Origin of the sequence: Rhodococcus sp. 14-2496-1d (assembly GCF_002259365.1) — a bacterium.
Classification (GTDB): Bacteria; Actinomycetota; Actinomycetes; order Mycobacteriales; family Mycobacteriaceae; genus Rhodococcoides.
The window spans coordinates 1-24,178 of the sequence record NZ_NPFV01000020.1 but is presented as its reverse complement, the minus strand read 5'-3'; the positions used below and the strand labels follow the sequence as shown (position 1 = coordinate 24,178).

Sequence of the window (24,178 nt, the reverse complement as noted above, 5' to 3'; positions counted from 1 at the left end):
CCTTCGTCGTCGTTGCCAGGCCTACACAGTCAAACACTCCGCAGCCCAGAAGTCCCAGCGAGCATCGACCACGCCGAGTCTCAGCAGTCCACGGCCTTGCCCGCGATCAGCCCCGACAGGTCGTCGATCTGCGCCAGCACCTCGAGATCGTCACCGTCGACCAACCACCGCAGCACCAGCCCGTCGAGGGTGGCCATTCCGAAACGCGCGATCGACGCCACCGGCTCCAGCCATCGCGTCCCGGTGTGAGCGGAACACTTCTCGAAGAACAACCGGGCCTCGGAGTCTCGGATTCGATACTGCCCGGTGGCGATCTCGGCGGCCGTTGCGGACCCGAGCGCGCGATGACGCAACAGATAGGTCTTGATCTCGTAGGCGAGCAACTGCCGATCCGGCGACTTCTCGATCAGCAACCACACCGCGCTCAGACCGCCGTGCACCAGCTCTCGCAGACCGCGGACGCCCGGGAGTTCGCGCGTACCCACGGCACTGTCCAACGCGGCGTGCAGAATCTCGGTGACGTCGACGATGAGGTGCTCGCCCATCGCGATCACCAGATCCTGCTTGGTCTCGAAGTGGTACTGCACGATGCCCTTGGTGACCTCGGCATGCTCCGACAGAGCACGTACGGTCAGGGACTCGATTCCCACGCGCTCGGCGACCTCGATCGCAGACTGCACCAGTTGTGCGCGTCGCACATCAGCGGGCAGCCTCGATTGCATGACCCGATCCTAGGGCGCGGCCGAGTTCTGTGCCTCGGATTGATCCAGGCACGCCTCCGCGCGGTACGAGCAATGCAATAGTGATCGAATGAACGCGGGGTCGTGGCAGAACTGGGCAGGCAATCAACACGCGTTCCCGTCGGACCGCGCCGAGCCCACGTCGGTGGACGAGTTGCGCGTCGTGCTGGCCGGTGCCGTCGAACGATCTCGCACGGTGCGATGCGTCGGGGCTGGTCACTCCTTCACTCCGATCGCGGTGACCGACGGCGTCCAGATCGGCCTCGATTCGCTGCGCGGCATCGAATCCGTGGTGCACGACGACGACGGGTCGGCCCGGGTGACAGTGCTCGCAGGCACCCGGCTGCGCGAGCTGACCGCGCGGTTGTGGGATCTCGGGCTGGCCATGACCAACCTCGGCGACATCGACGAACAATCCATCGCGGGAGCCATCTCCACGGGTACCCACGGAACGGGAGGACGCTTCGGCGGCATCGCCACCCAGGTGTGCGCGGTGGAACTGATGACCGCGGGCGGCGAACTCGTGCAGTGCTCTCGTGAGGAGAACGCGGAACTTTTCGACGCGGCCCGCGTCGGGCTCGGTGCGCTCGGCGTCATCACCCGAGTCACGCTCGAGTGCGTTCCGGCCTTCGCCCTGCGGGCCGTCGAGGAGCCGTCGACGTTGCGGGCAACGCTCGCCGAACTCGACGCCACCGTCGCCGCCGTCGACCACTTCGAGTTCTACTGGTTTCCGCACACCGACCGCGTGCTGACCAAACGCAACACCCGCCTGCCCGGTGACGTCGTGCTGAAGCCGTTGGGAAAGGTGCGCTCCTACATCGACGACGAATTGCTGTCCAACACGGTCTTCGAAGGCCTCAACCGGGTGGTGACCCGCGTACCGGCACTGATTCCTCGGGTCAATGCGGTCTCGGCTCGGGCACTGTCGGCTCGCGAGTACATCGACCGCTCGTACCGGGTGTTCGCGTCGTCGCGGACCGTCAAGTTCGTCGAGATGGAATATGCGGTACCCGCATCCGAGATCGGTTGGGTCCTGCGCGAGGTGGATCGATGGCTCGAACGGTCGTCGGTGTCCATCGCGTTCCCGGTCGAAGTGCGCTTCGCCGCGGGCGACGACATCTGGCTCTCCACCGCATCCGGACGCCCCACGGCCTACGTCGCCGTCCACCAGTACCACCGCCGCGATCACCGCGAGTACTTCGACGCCGTCGAAGCCATCTGCCGCAGCGTCGGTGGCAGGCCGCACTGGGGCAAACTGCACTCCCTCAGCGGCGACGAGCTGCGCGATTGCTACGAACACTTCGACGATTTCCTGCGTGTTCGCGATTCGATGGACCCGAAGAAGTTGTTCGGCAGCGAGTACCTCGAGCGTCTGCTGTCGTGAGCGGTAATTCGTAGCAGGCTACGAAGTACCGCTCACCACGAATTCGCTTACATTGGAGCGAGTGAGTACAGGAAAACGCGCGCTGTCCGGCATCGTCGCCGCCGGAGTCGTCCTCGGTGTCGGCGAATTGATCGCCGTGCCCATCGGACCCAACTCGTCACCACTGACCGCCGTCGGGTCCTCGGCCGTCGACAACAGTCCGGCCGCGATCCGTGAATGGGCCATCGACACGTTCGGCACCTCCGACAAGCTCGCCCTGTTCGTCGGCATGGCCGTGGTGATCGGCGCGATCGCCGCGGCGGCGGGAATCGCCCGCAAGCCGATCGGTGCCGTGGTGTTCGCCGCACTGGGCGTTGTGGGCGTACTCGCGGCAGTGACTCGACCCGACGCCACCGCGCTCTACGCAGTCCCGACCATCGGCGGCGTCATCGTGGGCATCGTCGTGCTGCACGCCCTCATCGGTGCCGCCGCCCCTGCGACCGAAGGCATGAACCGACGTAGTTTCCTGACCCTCGCCGCCGGTGCCGCGGTACTCGGCGTCGTTGCCGGGACAGCCGGCCGGATGCTGACCTCCGCCCGCGCCGTCACCGCGGATCGACTCGGCTTCATGCTGCCCACGCCCACTCCGCAACCACCGATCCCGGCCGGGGCGGACCTGAAGATCGACGGCCTCGCGTCGTACATCACCCCGAACGACGACTTCTACCGCATCGACACCGCGCTGGTCGTGCCGCGGGTGGCGTCGGATACGTGGTCGTTGCGGATCCACGGCATGGTGGACCGCGAGATCGAGCTGACGTTCGCCGACCTGGCGCAGCGTCAGGCCGTGGAGAAGACGGTCACCCTGACCTGTGTCTCCAACATCGTCGGCGGCGACCTCGTGGGCAACGCGACGTGGATCGGCTACCCGCTCAAGGACATTCTCGAAGAAGCAGGCATCTCCCCCGACGCCGACATGGCACTGTCGTCGAGCAGTGACGCCTTCACCGCGGGCACTCCCCTCGAAGTGCTGCTCGACGGCCGCGACGCGCTGCTGGCCGTCGGAATGAACGGCGCACCGCTGCCCGTCGAACACGGCTACCCGGCGAGGCTCGTCGTACCCGGTCTGTACGGCTACGTCTCGGCGACCAAGTGGGTCACCGACATCGAGATCACCCGCTTCGACCGCGCGACGGCATACTGGACCGACCGCGGTTGGGGCGCGCTCGGGCCGATCAAGACCGCCTCCCGGATCGACACCCCGCGATCGGGCAGTTCCGTGCCCACGGGGAAGACGGTCATCGCCGGCGTCGCCTGGGATCAGCACACCGGTATCGACGCCGTCGAAGTGCAAGTGGACGAGGGCAACTGGGTGCCGGCCACGTTGTCCGAGGAGTACTCCAAGGACACCTGGCGGCAATGGACCGTCGAGCTGGACCTGCCCTCGGGCCAACACGCGATCCGAGCCCGCGCCACCAACTCCGCGGGCGAGCTGCAGACCAACCAGACCGCCGACACCGTTCCCGATGGTGCCACCGGCTACCCGCGGATCTCGGTGACGGCGACCTGATCCGGACAGTCGCGCTGATCTAGACAGTCGCGAAGCTCGCGCGAATCGAGTTCTCGGCCAGCTGCTTTCGCTCGGCCGTGGTGAGACCCATTCCCGCTTCGAGGGCTGCGAAGTTGTCGTCGACGTAGCCGCCGAAGTAGGCGGGGTCGTCGGAGTTGATCGACACCGACAGGCCGCGCTCGAGCATCTGCCGCAACGGCAGCTGGTCGACGGTGTCGATCACCTTGAGCCGAACGTTGGAGAGCGGGCAGACGGTGAGCGGAATCTGTTCCTCGACAAGACGATCGACCAGTGCTTCGTCTTCGAGGCATCGCACTCCGTGGTCGATGCGCTCGACCTTCAGCAGATCCAGTGCCTGCCAGATGTAATCCGGCGGCCCTTCTTCGCCCGCATGCGCGACGACGTGCAGTCCCTCGGCGCGCGCCTTGGCGAACACGTCGACGAACAGTGACGGCGGATAGCCCACCTCGGCGGAATCGAGACCGAGCCCGATGATGGGGGCCTGCATCGCCAACAGATCGTCGAGTAGCTGGTTGGCGTGCAGCACCGGCTTGTCCCGCAGGATCGACGCAATCAGCCCACTGGTGACGCCGAACTCGCGCTCGCTGGAGGCGCACGCGTCCGCCAATCCGTCGACGACGGCCTCGAGGGGGACGCCGCGCTCGGTGTGCGCCTGCGGATCGAAGAAGATCTCCGCGTGTGTCACCCCGGCCTGCGCCGTGCGGCGAAAGTAGGCCCGAGCGAGATCGGCAAAATCCTCGGCAGTGCGCAACACGGCCATGTTGGCGTAGTACAGATCCAGGAACGACTGCAGGTCGGTGAACTCGTACTTCGCCCGCAGTTCGTCGATGTCGCTGTACTGCAACGACAATCCGTTACGCTCCGCCAGATCGAATATCAACGGAGGTTCGAGTGACCCCTCGATGTGCAGGTGCAGTTCGGCCAGCTGATCAGTACTCACTCACCCGATGCTACTTGCCCGTGTACGTCGCCTTACCCGGACCGACCTCGAGGAAGCTCTTCACCGCACCCCGCAGATCCTCTGTTTCGAACAGGGCACCGGAGACCTCCGAGGTGACCTCGTCCGCATGGGCCACACCGCCCGAACGCCACGCTGCCACAATCTGTTTCGTCGCCGCATGGGCGACCGTGGGGCCGTCCGCCAGTCGATGCGTCAGCGCGAGCGCCGCGGCATCGACGTCGTCGTGAACCTGATTGACCACGCCCCACTCCTTCAGCGTCTGCGCGTCGTACAGGTCACCGGTCATGACGAGCTCACGAGCCCGACCCGAACCGGCCCGCTCGGCGAGGCGCTGCGGGCCACCCATCGACGGCGTCAACCCGACGACGGTCTCGACCAGACCGAACTTGGCCTTGGGACCGGCGAGAATGATGTCGCAGGCCAGCGAGATCTCGAACGCGGCGGTGAGCGTCAAACCGTGCGCGGCGTAGATCACCGGGCAGGGCAGCGCCTCGAGCGGATGAGCAATCTGTGCGAACAGACCCCGCCACAGATCGGCACCCTGTGCGGCGGACAGGCCCTCGAACACATGGACGTCGACACCTGCGGAGTTGACCTTGCCCTCGGCGCGAAGCAGCACCGCACGAGGGGGCCGCGCGACGAGGTCGGCAACGTTCGCTGCCACCGCGTCGAACATGGCCTGATCGAACAGATTGAGCGGGCCGTGGTCGAAGGTGAGGACGGCGACCTCGGCGCCTGCCGCGGTGGTGGATCGAACGAGCGAAGTGGGTGCGTCAGCCATGGTTCGCATAGTGCCACACCGGTCTCGGACGGTTGTTACCAACGAGTATTGTGCGCAGGTAACTCACCGTTACCGAGAGGAACAGATAGATGAAGCGCAGCCTGTTCGAGGCCGATCACGAGGACTTCCGTGCGTCGGTGCGCGAGTTCGTCACCCGCACCATCACACCGGTCGAGGAAAAGCTCGTCGAACAGCGATACATCGACCGCGAGATCTGGCTCGAAGCAGGTCGCAACGGATTCCTGGGCCTCGAAGTGCCCGAGGAATACGGCGGCAGCGGAGCCGAGGACTACCGATTCAACGCCGTCCTCGCCGAGGAACTCGCCCGCTCGAGTGCCGCGGTGGCGTCGTGCTTCGGAATTCACGTGGACATCGTCGCTCCCTACCTGGTCAAGCTCACCACCGAGGAGCAGAAGAAGCGCTGGCTGCCCGGCTTCTGCAGCGGCGAGATCCTCACCGCGATCGCGATGACCGAGCCGTCCGGCGGCTCGGATCTCGCTGCGCTCAAGACCACCGCCGTCAAGGACGGCGACGACTTCATCATCAACGGTTCGAAGACCTTCATCACCAACGGCAACTCCGCGGACCTCGTCATCGTCGCCACCCGCACCACGCCGGAGAAGAAGGCCAAGGGCATCACGCTCTTCGCCGTCGAGAACGGCACCGAAGGATTCTCCCGTGGCCGCAAGCTCGACAAGGTCGGTCAGCCCGAGTCCGATACGGCCGAGCTGTTCTTCGAGAACGTTCGGGTCCCGAGCTCGAACATGATCGGCGAGTTCGACGGCGGCTTCATCCACATGATGCAGCTGCTCCCCCAGGAACGCATCAGCTGCTCGGTCGCCAACCTCGGACACGTGCGCCCGATCCTCGAGGAGACGCTGCAGTACGCCAAGGACCGCAAGGCCTTCGGCCAGCAGATAGGTTCGCTCCAGTGGAACAAGTTCCTGCTCGCCGAGCTCGTCACCAAACTGGATGTGGCACAGGCCTATATCGACAACTGCATCGCCGCGCACGGCATCGGTGAGCTGACGGCGATCGACGCCGCCAAGGCGAAGTGGTGGAGCTCGCAGGTACAGAACGAGATTCTCGACCACTGCGTCCAGTTGCACGGTGGCTACGGCTTCATGAACGAGTACCGCGCCGCCCGCGCATGGAAAGACGCTCGCGTGACGAAGATCTGGGCCGGATCGAACGAAATCATGAAGGAACTGATCGGCCGCGATCTGGGCCTGTAGTGCGCTTCGCGCAGTGGTGCGGATAAGTGCCGCATGGGGGACCCAAACGCACCACTGCCGCAAGCACTTACTTGAACGCAGGCCGAGCGTAGAAGCAGACCGCGATCATGCCGACGATCAACACCGCGGCGGGCAGGATCAGAGACTGGGCCATGGCGGTCGTGAAACCGTCACGCAGCATCTCGGGCACTCGGCCGGCGAATTCGTTTGCCCCCGAGGCAGATCCACCGGTGGGCAGTTCGGCGGCCAGGCGAGACTGGATGAGCGCGCCGATGCCCGCACTACCGAGCACGGAGCCGATCATGCGGGTGGTGTTGTAGATGCCCGAGCCTGCGCCGGCCTGACTCATCGGAAGATTACGAGTTGCCGTGGCCGCCAGCGGAGACCAGATCAACGCGTTGGCCACACCCATTGCGGCGACGGGGAGCAGCAGCTTCCAGATCGCCGTGGTGGGTGTCATCTCGTACGCGAACCACAGCAGTGATGCGGCCAGGATGAACAATCCCGAACCGGCGATGTAGCGCGGATGTGTCCTGTCGACGAGCTTGCCGACGTTGGGTGCCAGAATGCCGGTCAGCAGTGCCATCGGCACGAACAGCAGTGCCGATCGGGTCGGGGTGAGCCCGGTGACGCTCTGTGCGTAGAACATGATCGGCAACATCATGCCGGACATCGCGAAACCCATTGCGGCGATGCCGATATTGGAGAGCGAGAAGTTGCGATCACGGAAGAGCGCCAACGGGACCAGCGGTTCGCTCTTGTTCACCGACTGCCAGTAGACGAACCCGGCGAAGACGAGTAATCCGACACCGATCAGGATCCAGATACCTGTCCCCCAGTCGTACTTCTGCCCTTCCTGAATACCGAAGACGATACAGAACAGTCCGACGGCACTGAGTGCGACACCGAGCAGATCGAACTTGTGATCGTTGGTGGGCAACACCGGAACGAACTTGAGCGCCAACGCAATTGCAACTACACCCACCGGCAGATTGATGAAGAAGATCCACTCCCAGCCGAGTGAGTCGACCAGGACGCCGCCGAGGATCGGACCGACGAGTGTCGCCACCCCCGCGACGGCACCCCACGCTCCCATGGCCGTTCCGCGCTTCTCGGCGGGGAACACCCGGGTGATCACGGCCATCGTCTGCGGGGTGATCATCGCGGCGCCGAGACCCTGCACGGCACGCGCAGCGATGAGCATCTCGATGGATCCGGACAGCCCGCACCACGCCGACGCGAGGGTGAACACGACCAGACCGGCGATGTATAGGTTTCTGGGACCGAACTTGTCACCGAGTCGTCCGGTGACGAGCAACGGCACGGCGTAGGCCAGCAGATACGCGCTGGTGACCCAGATGACGTTGTTGATGTCGGTGTTCAGGCCCGCGAGGATGGCCGGCTGAGCGACTGCCACGATGGTGGTGTCGACCAGAATCATGAAGAAGCCGAGGCACAGTGCCCACAGGGCGGGCCAGGGTTCGATCGCCTTCTGCGGCGGAGCGGTCTCGACGGCGTTCATACTGTTCTCCTAGTCCCGATCCGTCAGGGTCGTGTGGTGTGCGGAAATCTCGTGCGGCCACGGCAACGCGCCGCTGTCGACGCGATCGATGTAGCTCGTCAACCAATTCACTTCGGCGGACAACATGTGGTACGTGTAATCGATTCCGGCCCAGTAGATTTCGGACACCTTACGTTCTGCTGCCAGGCGCTGGTAACCGGACAGTTCCTCGATCTCGAGCGACAGGTCTTCGATTCGTGCACGGAGCAGGGCGATCGCCTGGGACGCCGGTAGGTTGTGCATCTCGGACAGACCGAGGGTGAACTGCGGATACTCACGCACCGGGGTGCGGAGGATCTCGGTGAGCCTGTCGAGGAGAACGCGTCGGCCGGCGGGCGTGATCTCGTAGGTGGTGCGCTCGGGTCGGTTGCCGCCGCGGTCCGTTCCGACCTCGGCGACCAGTTCCTGCCCGTGGAGTCGCGCAACGGCGTGGTACAGCGACCCCGGTCGAACCTTGACGATTCGATCTTCCTTACGCTCCAACAGCAGTTGGTACATCTCGTAGGGATGCATGGCACTTTCCGAGAGCAGTGCCAGGACCGATACGCCCAGCGGGTTCACTGCCGCCCCTCGCATCGCACTCCCTCCCGATACCCCAGTCGAATTATTCCAACTGGAATATAAGCTCGCGGGAAGGCCGACTGCAACCAGGACAATGCTCCGACCTGGGGATCAATCGGACATACGGCACATGATGTCCTGGAAATGCAGAAGGGACATCGACCGAGGTCGATGTCCCTTTCGACAGACGAAGGCCGGATACTCGGAATCTCTTCCGTGTATCCGGCCTTGTCACCGAATTTCTGGTGGGATTTACTTCGAGAAGCTCACTCCACCAGGAGAAGTCGGGTTACGAAGCTTGAATCAGATGGCGCGGACGCCGGTAGCCTGGGGGCCCTTCTGACCCTGGCCCACCTCGAACTCCACGCGCTGGCCCTCGTCGAGCGACTTGAAGCCGCTACCCTGAATCTCCGAGTAATGAACGAAAACGTCCGGTCCGCCACCATCCTGCTCGATGAAGCCGAAGCCCTTTTCGCCGTTGAACCACTTCACACTGCCCTGCGTCATTCTGTAAACCTTCTGTAAGCGAGCTAGATCTTCACGTCGAAGCTCTAATCTCAAATCCGAGTCTGCCATCTATCGGCGCTGAGCGAAACACCGGGGGCGAAAAAGTTCGAAAGATTGCTTTGGGACGGTGAAACCGAAATGGAGCCCTGCGGCCCTGTGGCTAATGTTTCGAGCGTGAATTCCCCTCTGCCCGACGCGGGTCCGTTCGATCGCCACCGACTCGACATCGTCCGGTTGGCGTGGTGTCGACAGCTGCAGATGGACGATCGAGCCCTCGACACCGACTCCGACCGCGTCGAACATGTCGGTGCCACCGAGGACATCACCGTCCTGCGACTGGCCGAGACCACCCTGATCTCCGGTCCGTCCTGGGCGGTGGACGCCTCGCGCACACTCACCGGCCATGCCGGTACCGACCGCACCTGGATCTCGGCGCTGTTGGGTGACCGATCCGAGCGCTATGACATCGGTACACACACCGTGGCCTACGGGTCGGACATCGGCCACACCATCGACGTACACGACCCGCTGATCTCCCACGAAGCGGAGCATGCGCGCAACCTGGCTGCGCACTGCAGTGAAGCCGACGTCGCCGAGGCGTTCGACGAGCCGGTCTCACGGCACTGGTTCACTCTGCTCGGCGACGACAGGCCTGCGGACTCGGCGCACTCCCTCGCGTCGGCCGGCTACTCGGAGCAGCAGCTGATCCTGGCCGACATGCGTGTCCTGACGGACCCGAACCATCGCCGACGAGGCCACGCACAGGTGGTCGGCAGGCTGGCGACCAACGACGCCATCGACGACGGCCTGATTCCGCAATGGCGATCGAGACCGGAGAACGCCAGTGCTCGACGCCTCGCCGCGCGGCTGGGCTACGTGGAGATCGGCGTCCGTCACACCGCGGTGCTTCGCGGCGATCACGGTTGAGGTACCTCCGGACTGGGTAGCGTCGTCGGGGACCGATCGATGCGAGGAGTGAACACAATGGCAGACGATGCCGCCTACGTGGAACCGGGCAAGGAATTCACGCGCGACACCAATTACATTCCGACGCGAATCACCGCGGACGGCCGAGACGGCTATCCGGTGGAACCGGGTCGGTATCGACTGATCGCCGCACGCGCCTGCCCGTGGGCGCATCGATCCATCATCGTGCGTCGCCTCCTCGGGCTGGAAGACGTGCTGTCCCTTGGCATTCCGGGGCCGACCCACGACCCGCGCAGCTGGAACTTCCAGGAAGAGCCAGGCGGCGTCGACTCCGTTCTGCAGATCCCGAGGTTGCAGGACGCCTACTTCGCTCGCTTCCCGGACTACGAGCGCGGCATCACCGTCCCCGCCATCGTCGACGTTCCCACCGGCGAGGTCGTCACCAACGACTACCCGCAGATCACCCTCGACCTGTCGACCGAATGGACGCAGTACCACCGCCACGGTGCCCCCGATCTGTACCCGGAAGCGCTGCGCGCCGAGATCGACGAGGTCGCCGATCTGGTGTTCCGAGACGTCAACAACGGCGTCTACCGCTGCGGATTCGCCGGCTCGCAGGAGGCGTACGAAAAGGCCTACGACCGCTTGTTCGCGCGACTCGACTGGCTCGTCGAACGCCTGTCCACCCAGCGCTACCTCGTCGGCGAGCACATCACCGAAGCCGACGTGCGCCTGTTCACCACCCTCGTACGCTTCGATCCCGTCTACCACGGCCACTTCAAGTGCAATCGCAGCAAGCTCAGCGAAATGCCGGTGCTGTGGAGCTACGCACGCGATCTGTTCCAGACGCCCGGATTCGGCGACACGGTCGACTTCGACCACATCAAGCGGCACTACTACGAGGTGCACACCGACATCAACCCGACGGGGATCGTGCCCAAGGGCCCGGACCTGGCAGGGTGGCTCGAACCCCACGGCCGCGAATCCCTGGGAGGATCACCGTTCGGCGACGGAACCGCTCCCCCGCCGCCCAAGCCTGACGAGCTCGTTCCGGCCGATCACTGGGTCCCCGCGTAGGTTCCGAACGACCAGTGGACGCCTTCGGCGTCGCGACACGTGAAGCCGCGACTCCCGTAGTCCTCGTCCCGCAAGGGCTGCGTAATCGTGACGCCGGCCGCCACGACACGTGCATGGATCTCGTCGGGGCGATCGGTGACGACGTAGGCACAACCGACGCCGGCCGGCAGACCGGTGAGCGCACCGTCGGCACGGACACTGCCGAGCATGACGCCCCCGCCTTCCGGCCAGCGCAGTTCTGCATGATCGACACGGTCACCTTCGCCGTGGACGGCGGCTTCGGTGAACCCGACAACATCGACGAGGAAGCGAATGGCGGTACGAGCATCGTCGTAACGCAGGCACGGCCACACGGTAGTTCGCGTTTCAGTCATGACTGTCATCGTGCCCGCGCTCGATGACGTGGTCTTGTACGAATGCGAACACTTCTCTCTCGCGCCACACCGAAGGTGCCATACCTGCCATCGCGCGCCAGTCGCGGTTCATGTGCGATTGGTCGTAGTACCCGCAGTCGGCGGCGACGACCGCCATACTCTGCACGATCGGCCGGCGTAGTAGCTGATGGGAGCGATGAAACCTGGCGATTCTGGCGGCCCCTTTCGGCGACACGCCATACTCCGCAGTGAATTTCGAGATCAAGTGTCTTGTGCTCCAGCCGATTTCGCGTGCGACGTCGGCAACCCGCGAGGCGGGTTCGCCCGTGAGCGTATCCCACGCCCAGCCCAACCGCGGATCGATCTCTTGGCCGATCAACCTACGCACCAGGATCTCATCGACGACATCGAAGCGTGCGGACCACGTCGCCGCGGCGCAGACCCGCTCACGCATCTCGACAGCGTCGGACCCCAGCAGGTCGTCCAGCCGTACGATCCAGTCACCCAAGTCGGCGGACGGAACACCGAGCAACGTCCGAGATCCCTGCGGGGTGAGCGAGAGCTGAATCCCGTACTGATTGCCGTCGTGCACGATCGTCACCGGCGTCGAGGAGATCCCACCGACGAGGGTTTCGAACGAGCCGTCACCGCGATGCGGCACACCGCGAACTACCACCTCGGGCTCGATTGCCACGATCAGAGTCAGATACGGACTGGGCATCCCGACGTGCTCCCCGGGGGCGTGTCCCCGCAGGCAATACCCGTCGTACGGACGCACCGACGAACGCAGCCGCGCAGAAGGCAACCAGCGCAAACCCTCGGAGACTGCGCCCACCGTCATACGGCTCAGCGTAGAACAGCGCGAAGCGGGGTAACAGAAGTCGATATCTACAGTGGTCTCCGGGTGGGCACCACCGCGGACGGCGAGAAGAGGACCCATGGCAGGTAAGAAGGACGACGCACAGGTCGAGGTCGGGGGTGGAGGCAAGCTCGAACGCGCGCTGGTCAACATCCTCGACAACGCCAGCCGCCTCCAGGGACCCGCCGTCGACAAGTACGTCGCGCACGTGCGTCGAGCACACCCGTACGACACCCCCGCGCAGATCATCGAACGGCTGGAGAAGCGGTTTCTGCTCGCGGTAACCGGCAGCGGTTCCGCGGTGGGCGGTGCCGCGGCGATCCCCGGCGTCGGAACCGTCGCCTCGCTCGCAGCGGTGGGTGCCGAAACTGCCTTCTTCATCGAGTCCTCCGCACTGCTGACACTGTCGGTGGCCGCCGTACACGGCATCCCCGTCGAGAACCACCAGCAACGACGCGCCCTGGTGCTCTCGGTTGCGCTGGGCGAGTCGGGTATGCAGATCGTGCAACGGACGGTCGGCAAGACGGCGAAGAACTGGGGGCCGCTGATCACCTCCCGCATCCCGGGCGGCTCGATGACCAGCATGAACAAGTCGCTGGTGAAGAAGTTCATCACCAAATACCTGGCCAAGCGCAGCGCGCTTCTGGTCGGCAAGATGCTTCCCGCAGGCATCGGTGCGGCGATCGGCGGCGCAGGCAACCGCGCAGTCGGCAAAGGTGTCATCAAGAATGCCCGCGATGCCTTCGGCCCGCCGCCTGCTCGGTTCCCGGAGAATAGGATCATCGAACCGGACGAGTGACCGGCAGCGGAATCTTCGTGACTCTGCCGCGTTGACTTCGAACATGACTTCCACACCTGAACTCGGCAAGTACGGCGTCTGGCGACTGCACTCGGCGTTCACACCCGAACTGTCCCGGGCGATCGAATCCGTCGGCTACGGGACGATCTGGCTCGGCGGCTCGCCGCCCGCGGACCTGACCACCAGCGAGGAGATCCTCGACGCCACCGAGACGGTCGTCGTCGCCACCGGCATCGTCAACATCTGGTCGGACGCAGCGGCCGACGTCGCCGCGTCGTATCACCGGTTGGAGAGCAAGCACCCGGGCCGATTCGTCCTCGGAATCGGCGCAGGCCATCCGGAGGCGACGCAGGAGTACACCAAGCCGTACGACGCTCTTGTCGCCTACCTCGATGCTCTCGACGAGGCCGGAGTCCCGGTGGAGCGACGCGTCCTCGCTGCGCTCGGACCGAAGGTGCTCGCGCTTGCGGCCGACCGCACCGCAGGTGCGCATCCGTACCTGACCACCCCCGAGCACACCCGTGAAGCACGCCAGGCGCTCGGACCGAACAAGATTCTGGCACCCGAACACAAGGTGGTCCTCGAGTCGGATCCGGAGCAGGCACGCTCGATCGGCCGACCACCGGTCAACAACCCGTACCTGCACCTGCGCAACTACACCAACAATCTGAACCGACTCGGCTACTCCGACGAGGAGATCAGCGACGGCGGCAGCGACCGACTGATCGACGCGTTGGTGGCGCACGGTACCGCCGACGCGATCGCAGCACGGTTGAACGAGCACATCGATGCAGGTGCTTCGCACGTGACACTGCACTCGCTGCCCGACATGGCCGATCCGCTCGAGACCTACCGAGAGATCGCCGCCGCGCTGCATCGCTGACGCGGGACGGCTCGCGCACGTGTGGCCGCACCGGATGTCGGTCGCACCCCGTAGCCTCGGGTACCGGTTGCCGCGCGCAGCCGGTACTCGAGGTGAACTACGGCCAGGGGGATTGCGCACAGATGTCCAGCTATCCGGGAGCGGCGCTCGAAGCGCAAGCACTGACCAAGCAATTCGGCACAGTTCGCGCGGTCTCGGACCTGAGCTTCGTCGTTCCGCGCGGAACGGTCACCGGATTCCTCGGCCCCAACGGATCGGGCAAGACGACGACGCTGCGCATGCTCCTCGGACTCGTCGCTCCCACCTCGGGTGTCGGCCTCGTCAACGGCATGCCGTTCCGCGCGGCGACCCACCCCGCCCGCACGGTGGGTGCCGTCCTCGACTCGCTGAGCCTGCACCCCAAGCGCAGCGCCGCACACCACCTGAAGATCTACACCGCTGCGATCGGCATACCCGACAGCCGCGCGCTCGACGTCCTGCACCTCGTGGGGCTCGGTGACGTCGCCGACCGCGCCGCAGGCGGTTTCTCGCTCGGCATGCGTCAGCGCCTGACGTTGGCGACAGCTCTGCTGGGGGATCCAGAAATCCTCGTGCTCGACGAACCCGCGAACGGTCTCGACCCCGAAGGAATCGCCTGGCTGCGCGACTTCCTCAAGGCATTCGCCGCGTCGGGTCGCACCGTGCTCGTATCGAGCCACATCCTGCGCGAGATCGAGCAGACCGTCGACAATCTGGTGATCGTCAGCGCCGGCGCACTCGTGTACCAGGGTTCCATCGCGCAACTGCGATCGACGCGTCCGAGCCGCGTACTGGTGGCCGCATCGGACCCCGCAGCTTTGGCATTGGCGTTGGCTTCGAATGGGTTCAACGACAGCCAACTGCTTCCCGACGGACGCATCGGCGTCGCCGGTCCCGACGCGGCGACGATCGCCCGCATCGCGGCCGCCGCCCAAGTGACGATCTTCGGGACCACCGGCGAACACGTCGACCTCGAGCAGGTGTTCCTGTCGATGACCACGGGTCAGTACAACGCCGCACCCGTTCAGCAGAGTCCCCACGGTTACGGCCCGCCGGGTCCTGCGCAGGGTTACGGCCCACCGCCGGGGTACGGCGCTCCGCCGCAGAACTACGGTCCGCCACAGAACTGGAACGGGGGTCAGCGATGAACGCACTGCTGACGTCGGAGATCCGTAAGGTCACCACACTGAAATTCTGGTGGGCGCTGGCGATCGCCCCGATAGTCGTCGGAGTGTTCGCGTCCGTCATCACGTCGGTGATCGCGAATCAGCTGGGTGAATTCGAGGAGGACCTGGACATCTCGGGTGGCGTCGCCTCGATCGGCCTGTACGTCGCCGCCGGTGCCGCGATTCTGTTCGCCGGGATATTCGGTGCCGTCAACGCCGGAACCGAATTTCGCCACAAGACCATCACCACCAGCTTCCTGACCGCTCGCGGCCGCGACGGGGTGATTGCCGCCAAACTCGTCGTCACTGCGTTGTTCGGCCTCGGATACGGCCTGGTGGTGCTGCTGGCCAGCTTGATCTGCCTGCTGATATTCAACGAGCGGACAGTGCTGCTGGACGGCGCGTTCGTCGGCGTGGTGTTGTCGTGCCTCCTCGCAGTCGTGCTGTGGTCGATGATCGGTGCCGGCCTGGGTCTGCTGCTCAAATCTCCGACGTGGGCCGCGATCGTGCTCGTCGCCTGGCTGCCGTTCGGCGAGGGTCTGCTCTCGCTGATCCTGTTCGGACTCGGGCTCGGATCGGTCGCGGTAGCGCTGCCGTCGAACCTGACTCTGCCGACCATGGCGGCGACTCAACTCGACGACGCCGGCGACCTGGCGTCGTGGCCGTGGGCACCGCTCGGACTCGCGGTGTGGGCCGCGATCCTCACCGGCGTCGGCTGGTTCCTGGCCCGCACCCGCGACATCGACTGACGTCGCTTCGTTCGCGGGCCGACCCTGTCGGTACTCGGGTCTACCGTGGTGAGGCGATGGCACACAGTAATGCGGTGAAAGACCGTGCAGCGGCACCCGGACGCAGCTCGTCGAGACTCGACAGTGCAGAACCCGCGTCGAGGCCCCGGCGTGGGTGGATCAGACGTCTGATCGCGCAGTGCATGCTGCATCGACGCACCGCACTCGGAGCACTGGGCGTGACGATGATCGCCGCGGTCATCGACATCTCGTTCCCGCTCCTCACCAGGGTCGCCATCGACGACGCGACGGCCGGCAGAGGCGAGAAGATCGCCGCCGTCGCCGCCGCCATCGCACTGTTGGGCCTGGTGCGTTTCGCGTGCCAATTTGGTCGACGCATGCTCGCCGGCCGGCTCTCGATCGACGTCCAGCACGATCTGCGCCTCGACCTGCTCGCGTCACTGCAGCGGCTCGACGGGCGCAAGCAGGACGAGATCCGTACCGGGCAGGTCGTCTCGAGATCGATCACCGACCTCCAACTGGTGCAGGGGCTGCTGGCCATGGTGCCGTTGTCGGCGGGAGCCGTCCTGCAGTTCGTGCTGGCGCTGGCGGTGATGGCGTATCTGTCGCCGCTGCTCACCGTTGTCGCGGTACTCATCGTTCCTGCGGTCGGCATCGTGGTCTACCGGATTCGGCCCACTCTCTTCGCGGCCACCTGGTCGGCGCAGCAACGCGCCGCCGATCTGGCACAACACGTCGAGGAGACGGTCACCGGCGTTCGGGTGGTCAAGGGCTTCGGGCAGGAAGCCCGCGCGGTCGATCGCATCGAGACACTGGGTCGCAGGTTGTTCGCCGAGCGCATGCGGTCGGCGAAGATCAACTCACGGTTCGCACCGTCGATGGCCACCATTCCTCAACTCGGTCTGGTCGGAGTCATTGCCCTCGGCGGCTATCTGGCCCTGGAGGGCCACATCACGATCGGCACCTTCCTGGCCTTCGCCACCTATGTCGCGACTCTGTCCGCCGTGACCCGCACCGTCTCGTCGGTGGTGATCATGGCCCAACTCTCCCGCGCGGCCGTCGAGCGCGTCTACGAGGTGGTCGACACCGAGCCGTCCGACCCGGAACCGGCCGAACCCGTCGCGTTGCCCGACGGCCCGCTCGGAGTCCGTATCTCCGAGGTGACCTTCGGATTCGAGCCCGAACGCGACGTGCTCACCGGCCTGGACCTGACCATCTCGCCCGGTGAGACGGTGGCCGTCGTCGGTCACGCGGGCTCGGGAAAGACCGCACTCGCACTCCTGCTCCCCCGCTTCTACCGCCCGACTCGGGGGCAGATTGCGCTGACGTCCGACGGAACGTCGATCGATATCGACGACCTCGACTCGACGTCGCTCCGCGAGGCGGTCTCGCTGGTGTTCGACGAGCCGTTCCTCTTCTCCGACACCATCGCCGCCAACATCGCCCTCGGCAGGCCCGACGCCACCGCGGAGGACATCAGGCATGCGGCGCGGCTCGCGCAGGCCTCGACGTTCGTCGAGGCGCTTCCCGAGGGATACGACAGCCTCGTCGGCGAACGCGGCCTCACTCTCTCGGGCGGTCAGCGCCAACGCATCGCACTGGCCCGCGCTCTTCTGGTCGAACCGCGAATTCTCATCCTCGACGACGCCACCTCCGCCGTGGACGCCGAGACCGAGGCCGCCGTCTTCGACGCGTTGCGCGGCGTCCGTACTCGCGCGACTCTCGTTCTCGCACATCGCCGTTCGACCCTGACACTGGCCGATCGCGTCGCCGTCCTCGACAACGGCCGCATCATCGACACCGGAACGGTCGACGAACTGGATCGGCGCTGTCCGTTGTTCCGGGCCCTCCTCGCGGGAGGGGACGGCGACGCGAACGACGACACCGACCGGGAACCGACAGCGGAACCGTCCGCCGACACGCTCTGGCCCGAGTCCGCGGCGGAGGCGACCGTCGAGCCCGGCGCGGTGTCAACGCCCGCGCCCGGAGGCGGAGGTGGTCACGGAACTGCGATGGCGGGGGCCTTCGGCTCACTCGCGCCGACTCCGGCGATCTCCCGGGCGGTCGCGGCGCTGCCGCCCGCGACGGAGGATCCGGCTGCATCGGGAGTCGAACTTCGACGACCCGACCCGGAGTTCCGGCTGTCGAGACTGCTGAGCCCGGTGCGGTTGTTGCTGGCAGCGGTGGTGGTGCTCCTCGCGCTGGACTCACTGGCCTCGATCGCGTTCCCTTCGCTCGTTCGCTACGCGGTGGACAGCGGAGTGGCCGGCGGAGACTCGAACACCCTGTGGATCGCCACCTCGATCGGTGTCGTGTTGGCTGCGGCGAGTTGGTTCGTCGTCTGCTGGACGACGGTCATCACGGCGCGAGCAGGCGAGCGAGTGCTCTTCGGACTCCGGGTGCGCAGCTACGCGCACATCCAACGGCTCGGCCTGGACTACTACGAACGCGAACTGTCGGGTCGCATCATGACGCGAATGACCACCGACGTCGATGCGCTGTCTTCCTTCATCCAGACCGGAGCCTCGACCGCAGTGGTCAGCGTGCTGACCGTCGTCGGCATCGCCGCCGCACTGCTCGTCACCGACCCGGCACTGGGACTGGTGGCGCTGGCGGTGGTGCCGCCCCTCGCCGTGGCCACCGTGATCTTCCGGCGCATCTCGTCGGCGGCGTACTCGACATCTCGCGAGCGCATCTCGATCGTCAACGCCGACTTCCAGGAGAACGTCACGGGACTGCGCGCCGCGCAGGCGTACCGACGCGAGGAGTACGCCGCATCCCGGTTCGCCGAACGCTCCGACCGCTACCGGGTGAGTCGGATGCGGTCGCAGACCGCGATCTCGGTGTTCTTCCCCCTCATCACGTTGCTCTCCGACATCGCCCTCGCCGTCGTCGTGTTCGTCGGCGCGCATCAGATCGCCACCGGCACCACCACTGCGGGCACTCTCGTGGCGTTCGTGCTCTATCTCGGGCTGCTCTTCGGTCCGATCCAGCAGCTATCGCAGGTGTTCGACGGTTACCAGCAAGCACGTGTCGGTGTCGGCCGCATCGGTGATCTCCTCCGCACCACGAGTTCGATTGAAACGTCCACCAAATCGGACACCACCGCACTCCCCGGCGGACGCCTGCACGCCGAGATAGAACTCGTCGACGTCGGATTTCGGTATGCCGGAGCACAGTCCGACGCCCTGAGTGAGGTAAATCTCACCATCCCCGCCGGCACCACCGTCGCGTTGGTCGGGCGCACCGGCGCGGGCAAATCCACGGTCGTCAAACTGCTGGCCCGCTTCTACGATCCCACCTCCGGATCGGTGCGCGTCGGCGGCCACGATCTACGCGACTATCGCCTCTCGGACTACCGGCACCGACTCGGCGTCGTACCGCAGGAAGCGCACCTGTTCACCGGGACCGTCGCGTCGAACATCGCCTACGGCAGGCCCGACGCCACCCGTGCCGACATCGAGAACGCGGCCCGATCCGTGGGAGCTCTGAGCACCATCGCCGCACTTCGCGGCGGTATGCACCAACCCGTCGGCGAGCGCGGTCAAGGGCTGTCCGCGGGTCAACGGCAGCTGATCGCACTGGCAAGGGCCGAGCTGGTCGACCCCGACCTTCTCCTGCTCGACGAGGCCACCGCCACGCTCGATCCCGCGACCGAACGCACCGTGCTCGCAGCCAGCAGTGCCGTCGCACGCACCCGCACCGCGGTGGTCGTCGCACACCGCTTGGCAACCGCCGCGCGAGCGGATCTCATCGTGGTGGTCGACGGCGGCCGTATCGTGGAAGTGGGTCGACATTCGGAGCTGCGCACGCAGGGCGGGTTCTACGCGCAGTTGTGGACTGCAGCCGAAACGAACCGAGGGAATAATTCGATAGTCCAAGGTGTCATCGACAACGAGGCCGATGGTTACCGGTGAGTACATATCACAGCTACGTCCCGGACGCACGTGAGCTGGACCAAAGGTCTAGCCTGGACACGTACGCGCGCTGAACGGGAACGAAGACAGAAACGAGGCGAACTACTGCCGTGAGCAGCAGCTCTACTACCCAATTCGGACAAAACCAATGGCTGGTCGACGAGATGTACCAGCGATTCAAGAAGGACCCGTCATCCGTCGACGCGAGCTGGCACGAGTTTCTGACCGGTTACGACCCCGATGCAGCGACCGACGAGACCGCCGGATCCAACGGTGCTGCCGGTAACGGCGCATCCTCGAACGGCAGCTCGACCAAGTCCGCGCCTCCCGCAGCGCCCGCGCCACCAGCCAAGACGGCCGCTTCTGCTTCCGACAAGACCGACGCGCCGAAGGCCGCAGCACCCAAGGCAGCTCCGAAAACCGCCGCTCCCAAGGCCGAGGCCTCGAAGCCTGCCGCCGCCAAGCCTGCCGAGAAGAAGGCAGCACCGGCGAAGTCCGCTCCCGCAAAGCCCGCCGCAGCCGAGTTCGGCGAGGAGTCGAGCAAGGTTCTGCGCGGCGCTGCTGCAGCGGTGGCGAAGAACATGTCCGCCTCGTTGCAGATTCCGACCGCGACCAGCGTCCGTGCGATCCCGGCCAAGCTCATGGTCGACAACCGTCTCGTGATCAACAACCATCTCGCTCGCACCCGCGGCGGCAAGATCTCGTTCACGCACCTGCTCGGCTACGCCATCGTGCAGGCCGTCAAGGCGTTCCCGAACATGAACCGCCACTTCGCCGAGGTCGACGGCAAGCCGAACGCAGTCACTCCGGCAGCGATCAACCTCGGTCTCGCGATCGACCTGCCCGGCAAGGACGGCAACCGTTCCCTCGTCGTCGCCGCCATCAAGAACACGCAGGACTTCACGTTCACGCAGTTCTACAACGCGTACGAGGACATCGTGCGTCGTGCTCGCGATGGCAAGCTCACCGGTGAGGACTTCCAGGGCGTCACCATCTCGCTGACCAACCCCGGCGGAATCGGAACCGTGCACTCGGTGCCGCGTCTGATGAACGGCCAGGGAGCGATCATCGGCGCAGGTGCGATGGAGTACCCGGCAGAGTTCCAGGGAGCCAGCGACGAGCGTCTCGCCGAGTTCGGCGTCGGCAAGCTCATGACGCTGACCTCGACGTACGACCACCGCATCATTCAGGGTGCGGAGTCGGGCGATTTCCTCAAGACGATCCACAACCTGCTGATCAGCGACGAGTTCTACGACGAGCTGTTCCACTCGCTGAAGATCCCCTACGAGCCCATTCGCTGGCGCAAGGATCTGCCCGAGGGCACGGTCGACAAGAACACCCGCGTGCTCGAGCTCATCGCTGCGTACCGCAACCGCGGTCACCTGATGGCCGACACCGATCCGTTGCAGTTCACCAAGGACAAGTTCCGGATGCACCCGGACCTCGACGTGATCAGCCACGACCTCACGCTGTGGGACCTCGACCGCGAGTTCAAGGTCGGCGGATTCCACGGCAAGGACAAGATGAAGCTGCGGGACGTGCTCAGCGTTCTGCGCGACTCGTACTGCCGCCACGTCGGCGTCGAGTACACCCATATCCTCGAGACCGAGCAGGTCTCCTGGCTGCAGGAACGCGTCGAAGCCAAGCACGTCAAACCGACTGTGGCGCAACAGAAGTACATCCTGAGCAAGCTCAACGCCGCCGAGGCGTTCGAGACGTTCCTGCAGACCAAGTACGTCGGGCAGAAGCGGTTCTCGCTCGAAGGTGCCGAGTCGGTCATCCCGATGATGGACTCCGTCATCGACCAGAGCGCCGAATACGCCCTCGACGAGGTCGTCATCGGTATGCCGCACCGCGGCCGACTGAACGTGCTCGCCAACATCGTCGGCAAGCCCTACTCGAAGATCTTCACCGAGTTCGAGGGCAACATGAACCCGGCCGCTGCGCACGGCTCCGGCGACGTGAAGTACCACCTCGGTGCCGAGGGCACGTACATCCAGATGTTCGGTGACAACGACATCAAGGTCTCGCTCACCGCTAACCCGTCGCACCTCGAAGCCGTCGACCCGGTTCTCGAAGGCCTCGTTCGCGCCAAGCAGGACCTGCTGGACAAGGGCACCGGCCAGGGCGGCTACTCCGTTCTGCCGCTGATGCTGCACGGAGACGCCGCATTCGCAGGCCAGGGCGTCGTTGCCGAGACATTGAACCTGTCCGATCTGCGGGGCTACCGCACCGGCGGCACCGTCCACATCGTCGTCAACAACCAGGTCGGCTTCACCACCTCGCCGGAGTTCTCGCGTTCGTCCGAGTACTGCACCGATGTGGCGAAGATGATCGCCGCGCCGATCTTCCACGTCAACGGCGACGATCCCGAGGCCTGTGCCTGGGTCGCTCAGCTGGCAGTGGACTTCCGTCAGAAGTTCCACAAGGACGTCGTCATCGACATGATCTGCTACCGCCGTCGCGGTCACAACGAGGGCGACGACCCCTCGATGACGCAGCCGGCGATGTACGACGTGATCGACACCAAGCGCAGCGTCCGCAAGAGCTACACCGAATCGCTCATCGGTCGTGGAGACATCTCGCTCAAGGAAGCCGAGGACGCACTCCGCGACTACCAGGGCCAGCTCGAACGCGTCTTCAACGAGGTACGCGAACTCGAGAAGTACACCCCTGAGCCCAGTGAGTCGGTCGAGCTCGATCAGCAGCTGCCCGCCAAGCTCACCACCGCGGTCGACAAGGCCGTGCTGCACCGTATCGGTGACGCGCACCTCGCCGTTCCCGACGGCTTCAACGTGCACCCGCGCGTCAAGCCGGTTCTCGAGAAGCGCCGGGAAATGGCGTACGAGGGCAAGGTCGACTGGGCCTTCGGCGAGCTGCTGGCACTCGGATCGCTGGTGGACGAGGGACGCAACATCCGCTTCTCCGGCCAGGACACCCGCCGCGGCACGTTCACCCAGCGCCACTCGGTGATCATCGATCGTAAGACCGGTGCCGAGTACACGCCGCTGCAGAACATCGGCAGCGACAACCCCGGCAAGTTCATGGTCTACGACTCCGCGCTCAGCGAGTTCGCGGCCGTCGGCTTCGAGTACGGCTACTCCGTGGGCAACCCGGACGCACTGGTGATGTGGGAAGCGCAGTTCGGCGACTTCGTCAACGGCGCACAGTCCATCATCGACGAGTTCATCTCGTCCGGTGAAGCCAAGTGGGGTCAGCTCTCCGACGTCGTGCTGCTGCTGCCGCACGGCCACGAAGGTCAGGGACCCGACCACACGTCCGGACGCATCGAGCGCTTCCTGACACTGTGCGCCGAGGGCTCGATGACCGTCGCACTCCCCTCGACCCCCGCGAACTACTTCCATCTGCTGCGCAGGCACGCGCGTGACGGCATCCGTCGCCCGCTGATCGTCTTCACCCCGAAGTCGATGCTGCGCAACAAGGCAGCGGTGAGCAACATCGAGGACTTCACCGACGGCAAGTTCCACTCGGTGTTCGACGAGCCCACCTACGACACCGGCACCGGTGACCGCAGCGCGGTCAAGCGGGTGCTGATGGTCAGCGGCAAGCTCTACTACGAGCTCCTCGCTCGTAAGCAGAAGGACAACCGCGACGACGTCGCGATCGTTCGCGTCGAGCAGCTCTACCCCGTGCCGGTTCGCCGCATCAGGGAAGCACTCGAAAGCTACCCGAACGCAACGGAATTCCGTTGGGTTCAGGAAGAGCCAGCGAACCAGGGTGCCTGGCCGTTCTTCGGTCTCGCACTGCCCGAGCTCATGCCCGAGAAGCTGGTCGGCATCAAGCGCATCTCCCGTCGCGCCATGTCCGCACCGTCGTCGGGATCGAGCAAGGTGCACGCCGTCGAGCAACTCGAAATCATCGACGAGGCCTTCAAGGCAGTCGGCGAAGACTAGAAACACTCGCGACAGCGGCCCACTCCCTCGGGGGTGGGCCGCTGTCGTCGTTTCTGGGCTCCCCCGTTCCGCGTCAATGGACCACTACATACGTCTGCGCAGTACGACGGTCCATTCACGCGACCCCCGGACACGAGTGAATGGACCCCTGCATACGTCTGAGGAGTGCAAGGGTCCATTGACGCGTGCGGGGGC

General features: G+C 65.3%; 19 protein-coding genes. 11 read left to right on the top strand and 8 right to left on the bottom strand.

Features of this window, described 5'->3' with window-relative positions; all coding sequences use genetic code 11:
• Window positions 1-80: 80 nt before the first annotated feature.
• Window positions 81-722, bottom strand: coding sequence for a TetR/AcrR family transcriptional regulator (locus CH296_RS16815; RefSeq protein ID WP_032396501.1), 642 nt, complete (start codon window positions 720-722; stop codon window positions 81-83).
• 88 nt (window positions 723-810) lie between these two features.
• Here CH296_RS16815 and CH296_RS16810 point away from each other — a divergent pair, with 88 nt between their 5' ends.
• Together CH296_RS16810 and CH296_RS16805 are read left to right on the top strand one after the other, a co-directional pair.
• A complete protein-coding gene (locus CH296_RS16810; protein ID WP_094685276.1) occupies window positions 811-2,124 on the top strand; it encodes a D-arabinono-1,4-lactone oxidase in 1,314 nt (437 codons plus the stop codon).
• Window positions 2,125-2,185: 61 nt separating this feature from the next.
• Complete coding sequence (locus CH296_RS16805; protein WP_094682125.1) at window positions 2,186-3,673, top strand: molybdopterin-dependent oxidoreductase; 1,488 nt, start codon at window positions 2,186-2,188, stop codon at window positions 3,671-3,673.
• A 19-nt stretch (window positions 3,674-3,692) separates the two neighbouring features.
• Here the strand turns inward: CH296_RS16805 and CH296_RS16800 are convergent, their stop codons facing one another.
• Entirely contained in the window at window positions 3,693-4,634 is a 942-nt protein-coding gene (locus tag CH296_RS16800; RefSeq protein WP_094685275.1) for an adenosine deaminase, read from the bottom strand.
• A gap of 10 nt (window positions 4,635-4,644) precedes the next feature.
• On the bottom strand, window positions 4,645-5,436 hold the full coding sequence (locus tag CH296_RS16795) for an enoyl-CoA hydratase/isomerase family protein (RefSeq protein WP_045201077.1): 792 nt from the start codon (window positions 5,434-5,436) through the stop codon (window positions 4,645-4,647).
• Window positions 5,437-5,525: 89 nt separating this feature from the next.
• Between CH296_RS16795 and CH296_RS16790 the strand changes: the two genes are divergently transcribed.
• Complete coding sequence (locus CH296_RS16790; RefSeq protein WP_032396497.1) at window positions 5,526-6,671, top strand: acyl-CoA dehydrogenase family protein; 1,146 nt, start codon at window positions 5,526-5,528, stop codon at window positions 6,669-6,671.
• A gap of 67 nt (window positions 6,672-6,738) precedes the next feature.
• Here CH296_RS16790 and CH296_RS16785 read toward each other — a convergent pair whose 3' ends face one another.
• The 3 genes from CH296_RS16785 to CH296_RS16775 form a co-directional block, all read right to left on the bottom strand.
• Window positions 6,739-8,193: a DHA2 family efflux MFS transporter permease subunit gene (locus CH296_RS16785; RefSeq protein WP_094629618.1), complete on the bottom strand. Its 1,455-nt coding sequence runs from the start codon at window positions 8,191-8,193 to the stop codon at window positions 6,739-6,741.
• A gap of 9 nt (window positions 8,194-8,202) precedes the next feature.
• Window positions 8,203-8,793, bottom strand: coding sequence for a PadR family transcriptional regulator (locus tag CH296_RS16780; protein WP_256980483.1), 591 nt, complete (start codon window positions 8,791-8,793; stop codon window positions 8,203-8,205).
• A 303-nt stretch (window positions 8,794-9,096) separates the two neighbouring features.
• Window positions 9,097-9,300, bottom strand: a complete 204-nt coding sequence (locus CH296_RS16775) for a cold-shock protein (protein ID WP_008714360.1) — start codon at window positions 9,298-9,300, stop codon at window positions 9,097-9,099.
• A gap of 174 nt (window positions 9,301-9,474) precedes the next feature.
• Here CH296_RS16775 and CH296_RS16770 point away from each other — a divergent pair, with 174 nt between their 5' ends.
• Window positions 9,475-10,227 carry a GNAT family N-acetyltransferase gene (locus CH296_RS16770; RefSeq protein WP_179277749.1) on the top strand — a complete coding sequence of 251 codons (753 nt, stop codon included), beginning with the start codon at window positions 9,475-9,477 and terminating at the stop codon, window positions 10,225-10,227.
• A 57-nt stretch (window positions 10,228-10,284) separates the two neighbouring features.
• Window positions 10,285-11,304 (top strand): glutathione S-transferase family protein, encoded by a 1,020-nt coding sequence (locus CH296_RS16765; protein ID WP_094685272.1) that lies wholly within the window; start codon window positions 10,285-10,287, stop codon window positions 11,302-11,304.
• On the opposite strand, the gene CH296_RS16760 is transcribed toward CH296_RS16765, so the two are convergent.
• Window positions 11,286-11,687 (bottom strand): VOC family protein, encoded by a 402-nt coding sequence (locus CH296_RS16760; RefSeq protein WP_176459377.1) that lies wholly within the window; start codon window positions 11,685-11,687, stop codon window positions 11,286-11,288. The genes CH296_RS16765 and CH296_RS16760 overlap by 19 nt on opposite strands.
• Window positions 11,671-12,519 carry an AraC family transcriptional regulator gene (locus CH296_RS16755; protein ID WP_179277748.1) on the bottom strand — a complete coding sequence of 283 codons (849 nt, stop codon included), beginning with the start codon at window positions 12,517-12,519 and terminating at the stop codon, window positions 11,671-11,673. Before CH296_RS16755 ends, CH296_RS16760 begins: the two co-directional genes overlap by 17 nt.
• A 97-nt stretch (window positions 12,520-12,616) precedes the next feature.
• Between CH296_RS16755 and CH296_RS16750 the strand changes: the two genes are divergently transcribed.
• The 6 genes from CH296_RS16750 to CH296_RS16725 all read left to right on the top strand — a co-directional run bounded on the left by CH296_RS16750 (window position 12,617) and on the right by CH296_RS16725 (window position 23,983).
• Entirely contained in the window at window positions 12,617-13,336 is a 720-nt protein-coding gene (locus tag CH296_RS16750; RefSeq protein WP_094629613.1) for a hypothetical protein, read from the top strand.
• 43 nt (window positions 13,337-13,379) lie between these two features.
• Window positions 13,380-14,219 (top strand): LLM class F420-dependent oxidoreductase, encoded by an 840-nt coding sequence (locus CH296_RS16745; RefSeq protein WP_094685270.1) that lies wholly within the window; start codon window positions 13,380-13,382, stop codon window positions 14,217-14,219.
• A gap of 122 nt (window positions 14,220-14,341) precedes the next feature.
• The gene (locus tag CH296_RS16740; RefSeq protein WP_094685269.1) at window positions 14,342-15,385 is read left to right on the top strand and encodes an ABC transporter ATP-binding protein; all 1,044 of its coding nucleotides are present in this window, start codon (window positions 14,342-14,344) and stop codon (window positions 15,383-15,385) included.
• Window positions 15,382-16,152: an ABC transporter permease gene (locus CH296_RS16735; RefSeq protein WP_045199247.1), complete on the top strand. Its 771-nt coding sequence runs from the start codon at window positions 15,382-15,384 to the stop codon at window positions 16,150-16,152. Before CH296_RS16740 ends, CH296_RS16735 begins: the two co-directional genes overlap by 4 nt.
• Before the next feature lie 182 nt (window positions 16,153-16,334).
• Window positions 16,335-20,069 (top strand): ABC transporter ATP-binding protein, encoded by a 3,735-nt coding sequence (locus CH296_RS16730; RefSeq protein WP_094685284.1) that lies wholly within the window; start codon window positions 16,335-16,337, stop codon window positions 20,067-20,069.
• A gap of 110 nt (window positions 20,070-20,179) precedes the next feature.
• Window positions 20,180-23,983, top strand: a complete 3,804-nt coding sequence (locus CH296_RS16725; RefSeq protein ID WP_094685268.1) for a multifunctional oxoglutarate decarboxylase/oxoglutarate dehydrogenase thiamine pyrophosphate-binding subunit/dihydrolipoyllysine-residue succinyltransferase subunit — start codon at window positions 20,180-20,182, stop codon at window positions 23,981-23,983.
• Window positions 23,984-24,178 lie beyond the last annotated feature (195 nt).

What these genes read in the sequence shown, in the direction of transcription:
- CH296_RS16765 (WP_094685272.1), top strand. Translation starts at nt 10,285, where the DNA reads ATGGCAGACGATGCCGCCTACGTGGAACCGGGCAAGGAATTCACGCGC.
- CH296_RS16815 (WP_032396501.1), bottom strand. Translation starts at nt 722, where the DNA reads ATGCAATCGAGGCTGCCCGCTGATGTGCGACGCGCACAACTGGTGCAG.
- CH296_RS16740 (WP_094685269.1), top strand. Translation starts at nt 14,342, where the DNA reads ATGTCCAGCTATCCGGGAGCGGCGCTCGAAGCGCAAGCACTGACCAAG.
- CH296_RS16745 (WP_094685270.1), top strand. Translation starts at nt 13,380, where the DNA reads ATGACTTCCACACCTGAACTCGGCAAGTACGGCGTCTGGCGACTGCAC.
- CH296_RS16775 (WP_008714360.1), bottom strand. Translation starts at nt 9,300, where the DNA reads ATGACGCAGGGCAGTGTGAAGTGGTTCAACGGCGAAAAGGGCTTCGGC.
- CH296_RS16795 (WP_045201077.1), bottom strand. Translation starts at nt 5,436, where the DNA reads ATGGCTGACGCACCCACTTCGCTCGTTCGATCCACCACCGCGGCAGGC.
- CH296_RS16790 (WP_032396497.1), top strand. Translation starts at nt 5,526, where the DNA reads ATGAAGCGCAGCCTGTTCGAGGCCGATCACGAGGACTTCCGTGCGTCG.
- CH296_RS16785 (WP_094629618.1), bottom strand. Translation starts at nt 8,193, where the DNA reads ATGAACGCCGTCGAGACCGCTCCGCCGCAGAAGGCGATCGAACCCTGG.
- CH296_RS16750 (WP_094629613.1), top strand. Translation starts at nt 12,617, where the DNA reads ATGGCAGGTAAGAAGGACGACGCACAGGTCGAGGTCGGGGGTGGAGGC.
- CH296_RS16735 (WP_045199247.1), top strand. Translation starts at nt 15,382, where the DNA reads ATGAACGCACTGCTGACGTCGGAGATCCGTAAGGTCACCACACTGAAA.
- CH296_RS16760 (WP_176459377.1), bottom strand. Translation starts at nt 11,687, where the DNA reads ATGACAGTCATGACTGAAACGCGAACTACCGTGTGGCCGTGCCTGCGT.
- CH296_RS16730 (WP_094685284.1), top strand. Translation starts at nt 16,335, where the DNA reads ATGCTGCATCGACGCACCGCACTCGGAGCACTGGGCGTGACGATGATC.
- CH296_RS16810 (WP_094685276.1), top strand. Translation starts at nt 811, where the DNA reads ATGAACGCGGGGTCGTGGCAGAACTGGGCAGGCAATCAACACGCGTTC.
- CH296_RS16755 (WP_179277748.1), bottom strand. Translation starts at nt 12,519, where the DNA reads ATGACGGTGGGCGCAGTCTCCGAGGGTTTGCGCTGGTTGCCTTCTGCG.